Origin of the sequence: Halomonas sp. FeN2 (assembly GCF_020595105.1) — a bacterium.
GTDB lineage: Bacteria > Pseudomonadota > Gammaproteobacteria > Pseudomonadales > Halomonadaceae > Vreelandella > Vreelandella neptunia.
This window is the reverse complement of record NZ_CP074200.1, coordinates 1,449,682-1,462,340: the sequence shown is the minus strand read 5'-3', so window position 1 is coordinate 1,462,340 and position 12,659 is coordinate 1,449,682. Positions and strand designations below refer to the sequence as shown.

Sequence of the window (12,659 nt, the reverse complement as noted above, 5' to 3'; positions counted from 1 at the left end):
GCAACCGTGGAGTGCATGGATAAGGAGTTGATCAAGGTCAAATTTTTGGCTCAGGTGGAGGAATAAGCTTATATCCATCGCTTTGCCTGGGTGAGTTTCAACTTGCGGCTTCCCGGTGGAGCGAGGGGTGTATTTACGCTATCCATCGGGAGTCACTCATGGACATTGTTGAATTATCCAGGTTGCAGTTCGCCTTTACGGCGATGGTGCATTTCCTGTTTGTACCCTTAACGCTAGGGCTGTCGATACTGCTGGCGATCATGGAGTCGGTCTATGTGATGACCGGTAAGACCATTTATCGTCAGATGACCAAGTTCTGGGGCAAGCTATTTGGTATTAACTTTGCGCTGGGGGTAACCACCGGCATCGCCATGGAGTTCCAGTTCGGAACCAACTGGTCGTACTACTCTCACTATGTCGGCGATATTTTCGGTGCGCCTCTGGCAATAGAAGCCTTGATGGCGTTCTTCCTTGAATCGACGCTGGTCGGGCTATTCTTCTTTGGCTGGGATCGGCTGTCGAAAGAGAAGCATCTAGCGGTTACCTGGCTCATGGCGTTGGCAACCAATATGTCAGCCTTATGGATTCTGGTGGCTAATGGCTGGATGCAGCATCCTGTCGGCTCTGAGCTTAACCTTGCCACCATGCGCATGGAGTTGGTCAGCTTTGCGGAGGTGCTGCTCAATCCCGTCGCCCAAGTCAAATTTGTGCATACCGTGTCAGCGGGGTACGTCACCGGCGCGGTGTTTGTGCTAGCGATTTCAAGCTGGTACTTGCTCAAGGGCCGCGAGGTTGCCTTTGCTCGACGCAGCTTCGCTATTGCGTCTGCCTTTGGTTTGGCCAGTGCGCTGTCGGTGATTGTCCTCGGTGACGAGTCCGGCTATGAGCTGGGGGACGTGCAGAAGGTCAAGCTGGCCGCCATTGAGGCTGAATGGCAAACCCATCCCGCGCCGGCTGCCTTCACACTCTTTGGGCTCCCCAACGAGTCGAAACAGCACACCGACTTTGCCATCCGCATACCTGGCGTGATGGGTTTGATCGCCACGCGCTCGCTGGATACCGAAGTGATGGGTATTCGCGAGCTTAAGGAAGAGCACCGCGAACGCATCGTCAACGGCCAGGAAGCCTACGCTCTCATGCAGCGCCTGCGCAGTGGTGAGGAGCGCGATGGGGATCAGGCCCGGTTCGAAGCAGTGCGCAGCGATCTAGGCTATGGGCTACTGCTTAGCGCCTATAGCGACGATGTAGCCAATGCGACCACAGCCGAAATTAACCAAGCCGTAGAGGCGTCGATCCCCAAGGTTTGGCCGCTTTTCTGGTCTTTTCGGGCCATGGTCGCCGCGGGTTTTAGCATGCTGCTGCTGTTCGCACTGGCCTTCTGGCATAGCGTACGTCGTCAGCCAGAGAAGTCCCCGTGGCTACTTCGCTTTGCGCTGTTCAGCCTACCGCTACCCTGGATTGCCTCTGAAGCAGGCTGGTTCGTGGCTGAATATGGACGCCAGCCCTGGGCCATCGGCGAGATCCTACCGGTGCACCTAGCTATTTCCAGCCTAACGTCCGAACAGGTGCTCACTACTCTGATTGCCATCGGCATCCTCTACACCACCTTCGTCATTATCGAAATGTGGTTGATGCAGCACTTTGCCCGCAAGGGCCCCTCCGGCAGCGGTTACCTGGATGAGGAAACCGACGCTGACTATCCACTCCCAACCCCCACACGGGAGGCATGATGATGGACTACGAAACACTTAGGTTTGTCTGGTGGGTGCTGATTGGCGTGCTGTTGATAGGCTTTGCGGTCACCGATGGGTTTGATATGGGCGTTGCCACCTTGCTCAAAATAGTCGGGCATGGCGACGAGGAGCGCCGGGTGATGATCAACTCCATGGCGCCTCACTGGGATGGCAATCAGGTCTGGCTGGTGACTGCCGGGGGCGCACTATTTGCCGCCTGGCCGCCGGTTTACGCGGCAGCTTTCAACGGCTTCTATTTCGCCTTGATGCTGACGCTGTTTGCGCTTTTCCTGCGTCCCCTAGCGTTCGATTATCGCTCCAAGCTGGAAAACTCCACCTGGCGCAGTCGCTGGGACTGGGGGTTGACGATCGGCTCCGCCGTTCCTGCACTGATCTTTGGTGTTGCCTTTGGCAACCTTCTTCAGGGTGTGCCCTTCCAGTTCGATGACTATCTGCGCTTGGAGTATCAGGGTGGTTTGCTAGGCCTATTGAACCCCTTTGCACTATTGGCCGGGCTTTTGAGTCTGTTGATGTTCGTCACCCATGGAGCAGCTTGGCTGCAGCTTAAAACCGAGGGCGAACTGCGCAGCCGTAGTGCGGCCATCGGCAGCCTGACAGCGCTGGTATGCGCGGCACTGTTCGTGCTGGGTGGGGTGTGGCTGCTCCTGGGCATTGATGGCTACCAAGTGACTAGCGTCATCGACACCCAGGGGTACAACGATACCACCGGTAAAGTCGTGGCGGTGAGTGCTGGCGGCTGGATGACCAACTACAGCCGCTTCCCGCTGTTGTGGTTACTGCCAGTACTGGGCGTACTGGGTTTTGTGCTCTGCGCGCTGACCATGAAGCTGGGTCGCCATGCGCTGGCATTTACCAGTTCGGCTGTTGCCATGGCGATGGTGGTGGTCACAACGGGCGTGACGATGTTTCCCTTCGTGATGCCGTCGTCGCTGAACCCCAATCATAGCCTGACCATGTGGGATGCCACGGCGAGTGAGCTGACGCTCAAAATCATGTTCGTGGTGGTGTGTATCTTCGTGCCGTTGATATTGCTTTATACCGCCTGGAGTTACTGGGTCATGCGCGGTCGTCTGAATGAGCAGTTTATTCGTGATAACGACAAAGCGCTTTACTGAGGAGGGGATCGTATGTGGTATTTCGCCTGGATTTTGGGTGTCACGCTGGCCGCTGCCGTCAGTATTCTTAACGCCATGTGGCTCGAAGTGAATGGCTATGAAGGCGAATCCGAGCATGAGCGGAGCGACTGAAGCCACTGACCCAGCGCAGCGACTGAAGCGATGCCTAGCCCCGCAATGCTGGTGGTTGCGGGGTGCCACGCTGCTGGCAATGATCGGCGTGGTGCTGCTGATTGCTCAGAGTTGGCTGTTGGCCACGCTTTTCCACCATTGGTTACTGCTTTGGCAGGGTAGGGAGTCGACGGGCCATCCGACGGCTTGGCTAGCAGGTCTGGTCATTTGCATCGTGCTACGCCCCTTTCTCCACGCTGGCCGGGAATGGCTGTCTCGTCAGGCCAGTCTGCGTGCCCGTGACGCCTTACGCAGCCAGTTATTAACGCAGCTTGGCCACCTTGGGCCGGTTAGACGTCAGTTTGGCAGTGATGGCGCCTTGGCCACCCAGATGCTGGAGCAGGTGGATGCCTTGGACGGCTACATTAGCCGCTATCGGGTACAGAGCTTGCTGGCGGTGCTAGTGCCCTGCCTGATAGCGGCAGTGGTAGCGCTTTATAGCCCGTTGGCCGCGGGATTGATGCTGATGACCGCGCCATTGGTGCCGCTGTTTATGATCCTGGTGGGGCGTGCTGCTGCGGGGGCCAGTCAGCAGCAGTTCGTCGCCTTGGCGCGTATGGGGGGCCGCTTCCTCGACCTGGTTCGTGGGATGGCGACGCTGCAGCGTCTGGGAGCAACTGACCAAGCAGAGGCCAAGGTCGCCCAGGCAAGTGACGCCTACCGTGTGCGTACCATGCGGGTACTTAGACTCGCCTTTCTATCCAGCGCGGTGCTGGAGTTTTTTGCTGCCTTGGCGATTGCCCTGGTGGCGCTCTACCTTGGCTTGGGGCTACTTGGCCTGTTGCCCTGGGCGAAAGCAGAAGTGCCGGTGCCGTATCAGGGGGCGCTGTTTATTTTACTGCTGGCACCTGAGTTCTACGCGCCGCTGCGCCAATTGGGCAGCGATTATCATGCTCGTGCTGAGGCCGTCGGTGCCATGCAGGTGTTGACGCCGCTGCTGGATGCTAACACTTGGCAACCCCAAGGGGCGCCGCTATTTCCGGTAGTGGACAGCGCTGAGCCCCTGGCCTTGGCATGTTGCGAACTGAGTGTTAGCGGTGAGGGCGGGCGCCTGCGTCTGGCCCCACTTAACCTGACGCTGGCCGCGGGCGAACGGCTGCTAGTGCAGGGGGAAAGCGGGGTGGGCAAATCGAGCCTGTTGCAAGCCCTGCTGGGATTTACCGCCTACCAGGGCAACCTGAAGGCGAATGGTCGCGAGCTTTCCCAGTGGTCTCGCATCGCTTGGCAAGGCCAGCTTGGCTACCTGAGTCAGCAACCGCCGATACAGTCTGGCAGCGTTGGGGAAAACCTACGCCTGGCGGGCCCGGATAAAACAGATGAAGAGCTTGTTGAGGTTCTGACCCTGGTCGGGCTCTGGCCGATTTTACAGCGCGGTAATGGGCTTGCCACGCAGTTGGGCGAGCGCGGACAGGGGCTCTCCGGTGGCCAGCTACAACGTTTGGGATTGGCGCAGTTGCTACTTCGCGATGCTGCGCTATGGCTCTTCGATGAGCCCACGGCGCATCTCGATCCAGATGCCGCTTGGCAACTCAATACATTGATCGGAAAGCTTAGCCGCGGGCGTAGTGTGATCATCGTCAGTCACGAGTCGGCGGGGTTGGAGTGGGTTGACCGCGCAATAGAGCTGACATCAAGAGAGGCCATGGCATGCTGCGGCTAAACAAGACACCTTCTGCGGAACAGCCTGCCAACATCCGGCTGCGTGATTTGCTGCTGCTTCGGCGTGGCGGCTGGTCGCTGGCGTTCTTGCTAGGCGCCGCTACGCTGCTGGCTGTGATTGGCTTGCTGGCTATCTCGGGTTGGTTTATTACCGCGGCTGCAGTTGCCGGTACGATGACGGCGACCGCCTTCGGTTTCGACTATTTTCGCCCTGCAGCGCTGATTCGGCTGTGTGCCATCGTTCGCACGGCCGGGCGCTATGGTGAGCGCCTAGCCTCACATGATGCCGCGCTGGGATTGCTCAAGGATCTGCGCTGTCGATTTTTTGTGGCATTGGGGCAAAAACCGTTGCAGGTGGATTCCCACTCATCCCTCACTTCCTGTCACACCACGGCCAGCACCATGCATCGGCTGGTCACCGATATTGACCAGCTGGATCAGGTTGTATTGCGGGCGCTACTACCCTGGGGGTGGGCCGGGCTAATGGCGATGGTCGTTATGGCAGGCCTTTACTGGCTAAGTGACCCACTGTTATGGGCCGCGATGCCGGGGTTGCTGGTGGCTTGGCTGGGATTGCCGCTGCTGGCGTTATGGCGCGGTATTGGTCAGGCCCGGCAGAGTGCCGAGTTTGCCGAGCGCCGCCGCATGGCGCTGATCGAACCTTTGCCGTCGATTACCTCACTGGTGCTGTGGGGACGATGGGCGGAGATGGCGCAAAGAGTGAAGTATTGTGATGCTGCCTACCTGGCGCATCAGGAACGCCAATTACTGCTTGCCAGCCTGACCACGGCGTTGCAGCAGGTGGCGCTGGGTATGAGCATCGTTGGCGTGCTATGGCAGGCAGAGGCACTGTTAGCGGCCAGTTTGTTGACGGTGCCAATGCTGTTGGCGGCGATTTTAGCGATCCTGGCATTAGGGGAAATACTGGCACCGCTGACAGCTAGTTTTCTTGCTTTGGGCGCGAGCCTTGCCGCCCGGGATCGTCTCAATGCTTTGACGGAAACAGCGCCAAAGACGCAAACCGCTACTCAAGAGTCGCAAACCACACCGCTCACCTGGCAGCTAAATATCAGCCAACTAACAGCGCGCCTGCCCGGCGCACTGGTGGGGCCGCAGCGTATAAGCCTGGCATTAACGAGCGGGGAAATACTCTGTTTGCATGGCCCCTCTGGGTGTGGGAAATCGACTCTTTTACAGGTATTGGCCGGTGAGTTGCTGCCGGTGTCCGGGGAGTGTTGGCTTAACGGCTACCCCATTGAGCAGTGGTCGATGAACAGTACCGTCGGCTATCTGCCTCAACAGTGGGATTTGTTCGACATGAGTTTGGCCGAAAACCTACGCCTTGGAGACCGCAATGCCAGTGATAGCCAGCTATGGAGCGTGCTTGATGATCTAGCGCTGGGCACCTGGGCGCGAGGGTTACCCCTGGGGCTGGAGACGCCTTTGGGTGAGTATGGCGCAGCCGTCTCCGGTGGGCAGGCGCGACGTATTGCCCTGGGGCGCGTGCTGCTGGCGCAAAGGCCCATTCTGCTGCTTGATGAGCCGTTAGCCGGGCTTGATGCGGTAACTCGGCGTCATGTCGTCACTAGCCTTGTGCGCCGTGTTCAGCGTGGGATTCTGGTTATTTCTAGCCACGTACCATTAGAGCTGCCTGAAAGTCAGGTGCGTACCTTCTATCTGCATGAAGATGGTCGACCCCGAAGCTTGCCGCCAGTGCCAGCATGTTTAGGCGCGCTATAACGCAAAACACCCGCAGCTGCGGGTGTTTCTAGCCTCTACTTAGGCGATTTTTGTCTAGCGATGTTCTTCCCTTAATGCGGGAAGGGAGGCTTAACGCCAGCCGACGCGATCAAAAATGCGGATCGCTTCAGGGTTGTTTTCACCCAGCACGCTGATGTTCACGTCATCCGTTTTGAAGTTGCCCCAGGATTCCAGCACCGGATCCTTCTTGATGCCTTCAACTACCGGGAACTCATTGTTGCCGGAGGCGAAAATTTCCTGAGCAGTGTCGGAAGAGAGGTACTCTAGGAAGCGAATGGCGTTTTCGCGGTTAGGTGCTCCTTCCACCACACCGGCGCCGCCAATGTTCACGTGAGTGCCGCGGTCATCCTGGTTGGGGAAAATGATACCCACTTTGCGGGCGGCTTCGCGCTCGGCGTCGTCATCAGACTTCAGCAGGCGAACATAGTAGTAGTGATTGGCCACTGCGATGTCACACTCGCCGCTGGCCACGCCCAGAATCTGGTCGGTATCGCCACCTTCCGGATCCCGCGCCATGTTGTTAACCACGCCCTGGGCCCACTCTTCGGCACCCTCTTCGCCATGGTGCTCAATCATCGCGGCGAGCAGCGACTGATTGTAAATATTGTTGGAAGAGCGAATGCATACCTTGCCTTCAAACTGCGGGTCAGCAAGATCTTCGTAGCTAGAGATCTGGCTCGGATCGAAGTTTTCGCGATTATAGAAAATAACCCGGGCACGCTGACTAAAGCCGAACCACAGGCCGTCAGGGTGGCGCATGGCTTCAGGCAGGCGCTCGTTGAGAACGTCCGACTCGACACTTTGGAAGATGCCTTCATCTTCAGCGCGCCAGAGGCGGCCAGCATCGACGGTGAGCATGATGTCAGCAGGGCTGGCCACGCCTTCGCGCTGAATGCGTTCGATCAACTGGTCGGAATCGCCTTCAAGGATGTTGACTTCGATGCCTGTCTCTTCGGTGAACGCATCATAGAGGCGCTCGTCAGAGTCGTAGTGGCGCGCGGAGTAAAGGTTGAGCTCGTCTGCAGCGACCTGACCGGCAAACGTAGCACCCACCATCATCGCTGCCATCGGAGCAACAAAGCGTACGGTTTTCATCAAGTACATCCTTATTTATTGAATGATAATAAGTTACATTATTAACATTGTTATTGAAGCGTTTCATTTGTTCTACGTCAAGAGGAAACGCCTACCCAAAAGGTGGTACGTGCATAACCGGCCAATAAAAAATAGAATGCAAACAACTTACAAATGTACTGAATCCGCGTTTATTCTTCTTGAGGTGCGGCTTGCTCACCTGAAAAGTGCTATTCAGGCAGTGCTAATTAATAGCGGTGATTTATGACAGCAACTCTAAAGGTAATTGAAAGAAGGGATGCTGAGGCAGCAACTCGCTCATCGGCGTTAACCTTGCACAATGTACGCCACGCTTATGATGGCCATACGGTCGTCAAAGGGGTGGACTTAAGCGTTGCTCCGGGCGAAGTGGTCTGCCTATTGGGTCCCTCTGGTTGCGGTAAAACAACGCTACTGCGTATCGCGGCGGGCTTAGAAGCTCTGCAAGAGGGCAGCGTTTCCTTGGAGGATATGTATATTGCAGGCCCGGGGCAGCGTCACGTGCCGCCTGAAAAGCGCAATGTCGGGTTGGCGTTTCAAGACTCGGCTCTTTTCCCCCACTTAACTGTTTTGGAGAATGTCACCTTTGGGCTTAAACATTTAGCCTCTCGCGAGCGTCGAGAGCGGGCGGCCAAGCTGCTGGAGCAGTTGGGTATGGCCGCGTATATCGATGTTTACCCGCACATGCTTTCAGGTGGGCAACAGCAGCGGGTGGCCCTGGCACGAGCGCTGGCGCCATCTCCGCGCTTAATGCTGTTGGATGAACCGTTCTCAAGCCTGGATGCGCGTCTACGCGATCGCATCCGCGACGACACGCTGCACGTGCTGAAAAAAGTCGGCGCGGCGACGCTGTTGGTGACCCATGACCCCGAAGAGGCCATGTTTATGGCCGATCGCATCGCGCTGATGCGGGACGGACGGATCGTCCAAACGGGAACGCCACGAGAGCTTTACTGCGCCCCTCAAGACCCTTTTGTCGTGACCTTTTTTGGTGATGTCAATGAGCTGCAGGGCAAGGTGCATAATGGCGCGGTGAACACGCCAGTGGGGCGGGTGCCGGCCGGTGGGCTAGCGGAAGGCAGCGACGCACAGGTCATGATTCGGCCTGAGGCGCTGCGGATTGTTGAACGTGAACTGCCTGCGGATGAGCACCGCCATAGTCATGTGGTAATGGCGAAGCTGCTGGGCCGTACCAGCCTTCTGCACCTGTGTGCTCATGGTGAAAACGGTCTTGAGGCCCACCTGCACGCCCGTGTACCAGGGGTGTTTTTACCCGCTGAGGGGCAGCCGGTGGATATTCACCTCGACCTTTCCCAGGTGTTTGTTTTCCCGCTCAAACCTTAGGATTTAGCCCCGGGTCGTGAGCGGCGCATGGCCATGCTAAGCAGAATAACCGGCAGGATGCCCACTACCACAATGGCCAATGACGACGTCGATGCTTCGGCCAACCGCTCGTCAGAGGCGAGGTTATGCGCCCGCACGGCCAAAGTGTCGAAGTTGAAGGGGCGCAGGATAATTGTCGCGGGCAGCTCCTTCATGACGTCAACGAAGACTAAAATTCCTGCCGCCAACAGGCTGCTGCGCATCATTGGCGTATGAATGTGGCGCAGCGTGCCCCCCGCCGTTTGGCCCAGGGTACGCGAGGCGGCATCCATGCTGGGTGTCACTTTGCCTAAGCTCGCCTCAACGGCATTGAACGAGACGGCTAAAAAGCGCACGACATAGGCGTATAACAAAATAAATGCCGACCCACTGAAGACCAAGCCAACGATGTACTCATAGTGATTATTCAGCCAGGTGTTGAGGGCGTTATCCAGCCAGGCAAACGGAATCAGAATACCCACCGCCACTACCGAACCGGGAATCGCGTAGCCCATAGAGGCGACTCGAGAAGCCACTCGCGCAAACGTCGTATCGTGCATGCGCACGCCGTAACTCAGCACAACGGCCAAGCCGACGGCGATCACCGCGGCCACCGTTGCCAGCCCCAGGCTATTCCAGGCGTAGCCGATAAAGCGTGAGCCCCACAGCGAATCGCCCCCTTGCAAGGCTAAATTGAGCAGAATTCCGCTGGGCAGTAAAAAGCCCACCAGTACCGGCACCAGGCAGGCTAGTGTCGCCGCTGCAGCGCGCCAGCCGTTCAATACGTATTCGGGCAACTGCTGATAGCGATTGGTGGTGTGGAAATAGCGGCGCTTACCCCGTGACCAGCGTTCCAGCAGCACTAGCACAATCACGAAGGTGAGCAGGCACGCTGCCAGCTGCGCCGCCGCTACCTGTTCACCCATGCCAAACCAGGTGCGATAGATACCGGTGGTAAAGGTATCGACGCCGAAGAACTGAACCGCCCCAAACTCGTTAAGTGTTTCCATCAGCACCAGCGATACCCCACCCACCAGCGCCGGACGTGCCAACGGTACGGCGACGCTGGCAAACAGTTTCCAGGGGCCGCGGCCGAGGGTGCGGCCTACATCCAGCACGCAGACCGACTGTTCTAAAAACGAGGCGCGGGCCAGCAGATAGACGTAAGGGTAGAGCACCAGGGTAATCACCGTTGCTGCGCCACCCAGGGAGCGAATGTTAGGAAAGTAGTAATCGCCATACCCCCAGCCAAACGTCTCGCGTAGCAGGCTTTGTAACGGCCCAGCAAATTGGAGAAAGTCGGTGTAAGCGTAGGCGATAACGTAGGTGGGTACGGCTAACGGCAGCAGTAGCGCCCACTCGAATAGCCGCTTGCCGGGAAAGCGGCACATCACCACCAGCCAGGCCGTCCCTGTGCCTATGATCAGCGTGCCGAGTCCTACGGTCACAACGAGCCAGAAGGTGTTGTTTAAATAGCGGCCAAGTACGGTGCTGGCCAAGTGTTGCCAAACGCCGTCGGTGGGCATCGCGATATGGGCAAATACCACCAGCACAGGCAGCGCTACGACGAGCGCCACTGCGATCAGGGCAATTGACCAGGGGCTAGCGCGACGGCTAAGCGAAGAGGAGAAGGCGAATAGCCCGCGATAGCTGGATCTGAGCAAGCGAACACTCCTTGCCTTGACTAAAAGCAGTAATAGAAAACCGGAAAGTAGCGCAGCACACGTAATGCGAAACTCAATACGAAATAGTGACGGGCGTGAATAGTAGCACTGGCGCTGCGCTGCTGCAGCTTTGCAGGCGGGTAGGCGGTGCAAAAAAGCCCGCCGAAGCGGGCCATAATGGTTGCACGTTAAGCTTTAAGTTCAGAGGGCCTAGTAACCACCCAACAGCATTCTAGGCAGGCCGGTAATCAACCAGGGGAAGAACGCCATTAGCGTACACGCTAGTAGTATCAAAGCGACGAAAGGCACTACCGCTTTGTACAGGTCGACGATTTCGACCCCGGGGGGAGCCACGCCTTTTAAGTAAAACAGCGCATAGCCAAAGGGCGGAGTCAGGAATGAGGTTTGTAGCACTACTGCCACCATCACCACGAACCAGAGTATATCCACGCCCATGGTTTCGACGATGGGCAGCATGATCGGGAAGCTCAGCAGCACGATGCCGGTCCAATCCAGGAACATGCCCAGGATAAATACCAGGAAGAGCATTAGGATCAGCGCGCCAACGGTGCCGCCAGGCATGGCCAGAACAAAGTCGCTTATCACGGTCATGCCGCCGCCAATCGAGAATACCCCGGTAAAGGCTGTTGCCCCAACCAGTACCAACATCACCATAGTGGTGGTTTTACCCGCCTCAATAAGCGTGTGATAGCAGGTCGATAATTTACGATCACCGAAAATCAAAAACAGTAAGAAGGCGATAAACACACCAATCGCTGAAGCTTCAGTGGCAGTCGCTACCCCTGTGAATAGTGCGCCCAGTACGCCAAGAATCAGCGTCATCGGCGGCACTACATACTTCCCCAGCATGATCAGCAGCTGTTTAGTACTAACTTCTGCGCGCTCTTCTGCAGGCACTTTCGGGCCATAGCTGGGTTTCAGCCAGCAGATCACCAGCACATACAGAGCGTACATTACACCGAGCAGTAAGCCGGGTATTAGCGCGCCCGCAAATAGTGCGCCCACGGAAACCGGTGAGTAGCTAGCCATTAAAATCAGCATGATGCTAGGCGGAATCAGAATGCCCAAACAGCCGCTGGCCATGATGACACCGGCGCTTAGCTCTTTGTTGTAGCCATACTTTAGCATTGGCACCAAGGCAATCATGCCCATGACGGCAATGGAGGCTCCAACGATGCCGGTAGTTGCCGCCAGTAGCACTGACACAACTACAACGGTAAGCGCAAGCCCGCCCCTAAGGTTGGCTAGCAGTAGCCGCATAGCATCAAACATTTTTTCGGTAACGCCCGAGTCGTTAAGAAAGCGCGCCATCAAAATAAACAGCGGAATAGCGACCAGGACATAGTTATCCATCGCGTTGCCATAGACATTGTTAATAATGATTCCAAGTGTGTTGGTACCTGGCCCTAGATAGGCGCCTATTACCGCCATTCCACCGAGAACGAAGGCCAGCGGGTGGCCCATAAACAGGCCGACTAACAGCCCCCCAAACATGACCAGGGTCAGTAGTTCTGCGCTCATGCGGTCTCCTCCTCACGAAGCTGCATGATGGCGCGCAGCACAATAGCGATCGCTTGTAACAGAATAAGCGCTGCTGCCACTACAATGACCCCTTTTACCGGGTAAACGGGAATAGCGACCATGCCGTAGGTGGTTTCGCCACGACTGAACGAGCGCTCAAAAAAGCTCCAGCCGTAGGTTAGCAACAGCCAAATAAACGGAACAAAGAACACCAAGTAGCTGATTAGCTCTAAAACTGCCTGCTTTTTGCGCGACAGTAATCGTTTCAACACGTCGACTTCCACATGCGCATGGTGGCGTAGCCCATAAGCGGCCATCAGCATAAAGTGAGCGCCAAATAACATTTTGGTGACATCAAATGCCCAGTCGCTTGGCCGACCAAAGAAAAAGCGGGACACTATGTCGTACAGCACTATCAGGGTGATGATGGCAATTAAAGGCGCAATAATGCGGCCAAACAGCTCGTTAATCGCATCGATCGCCTTGGCAATCGCATTCATGGAAACTCTCCACAGCCC

10 protein-coding genes are annotated in these 12,659 nt (G+C 56.8%); 6 read left to right on the top strand and 4 right to left on the bottom strand.

Features of this window, described 5'->3' with window-relative positions:
- Positions 1-158: 158 nt before the first annotated feature.
- From KF947_RS06840 to cydC, 5 genes are read left to right on the top strand one after another with little or no spacing between them, the layout of a single operon-like run.
- The gene (locus KF947_RS06840) at positions 159-1,730 is read left to right on the top strand and encodes a cytochrome ubiquinol oxidase subunit I (protein ID WP_227405790.1); all 1,572 of its coding nucleotides are present in this window, start codon (positions 159-161) and stop codon (positions 1,728-1,730) included.
- Positions 1,727-2,869, top strand: coding sequence for a cytochrome d ubiquinol oxidase subunit II (gene cydB / locus KF947_RS06835; RefSeq protein WP_287018769.1), 1,143 nt, complete (start codon positions 1,727-1,729; stop codon positions 2,867-2,869). The genes KF947_RS06840 and cydB overlap by 4 nt, the downstream gene beginning before the upstream one ends.
- A 12-nt stretch (positions 2,870-2,881) precedes the next feature.
- On the top strand, positions 2,882-3,001 hold the full coding sequence (gene cydX, locus KF947_RS06830) for a cytochrome bd-I oxidase subunit CydX (protein WP_053856982.1): 120 nt from the start codon (positions 2,882-2,884) through the stop codon (positions 2,999-3,001).
- Positions 2,985-4,700: a thiol reductant ABC exporter subunit CydD gene (gene cydD, locus KF947_RS06825; RefSeq protein ID WP_227405788.1), complete on the top strand. Its 1,716-nt coding sequence runs from the start codon at positions 2,985-2,987 to the stop codon at positions 4,698-4,700. Before cydX ends, cydD begins: the two co-directional genes overlap by 17 nt.
- Positions 4,688-6,439 (top strand): thiol reductant ABC exporter subunit CydC, encoded by a 1,752-nt coding sequence (gene cydC, locus KF947_RS06820; RefSeq protein WP_227405787.1) that lies wholly within the window; start codon positions 4,688-4,690, stop codon positions 6,437-6,439. The genes cydD and cydC overlap by 13 nt, the downstream gene beginning before the upstream one ends.
- Positions 6,440-6,529: 90 nt before the next feature.
- Here the strand turns inward: cydC and KF947_RS06815 are convergent, their stop codons facing one another.
- Positions 6,530-7,555, bottom strand: coding sequence for a Fe(3+) ABC transporter substrate-binding protein (locus tag KF947_RS06815; protein WP_227405786.1), 1,026 nt, complete (start codon positions 7,553-7,555; stop codon positions 6,530-6,532).
- 243 nt (positions 7,556-7,798) lie between these two features.
- On the opposite strand from KF947_RS06815, the gene KF947_RS06810 reads away from it, so the two are divergent.
- Positions 7,799-8,917 carry an ABC transporter ATP-binding protein gene (locus tag KF947_RS06810; RefSeq protein ID WP_227405785.1) on the top strand — a complete coding sequence of 373 codons (1,119 nt, stop codon included), beginning with the start codon at positions 7,799-7,801 and terminating at the stop codon, positions 8,915-8,917.
- Here the strand turns inward: KF947_RS06810 and KF947_RS06805 are convergent.
- The 3 genes from KF947_RS06805 to KF947_RS06795 all read right to left on the bottom strand — a co-directional run bounded on the left by KF947_RS06805 (position 8,914) and on the right by KF947_RS06795 (position 12,641).
- Positions 8,914-10,599 carry an ABC transporter permease gene (locus tag KF947_RS06805; protein ID WP_223288120.1) on the bottom strand — a complete coding sequence of 562 codons (1,686 nt, stop codon included), beginning with the start codon at positions 10,597-10,599 and terminating at the stop codon, positions 8,914-8,916. The genes KF947_RS06810 and KF947_RS06805 overlap by 4 nt on opposite strands.
- 210 nt (positions 10,600-10,809) lie before the next feature.
- Positions 10,810-12,141 carry a TRAP transporter large permease gene (locus tag KF947_RS06800; RefSeq protein ID WP_133732068.1) on the bottom strand — a complete coding sequence of 444 codons (1,332 nt, stop codon included), beginning with the start codon at positions 12,139-12,141 and terminating at the stop codon, positions 10,810-10,812.
- On the bottom strand, positions 12,138-12,641 hold the full coding sequence (locus KF947_RS06795) for a TRAP transporter small permease subunit (RefSeq protein WP_133732069.1): 504 nt from the start codon (positions 12,639-12,641) through the stop codon (positions 12,138-12,140). The genes KF947_RS06800 and KF947_RS06795 overlap by 4 nt, the downstream gene beginning before the upstream one ends.
- Between the last annotated feature and the right edge of the window lie 18 nt (positions 12,642-12,659).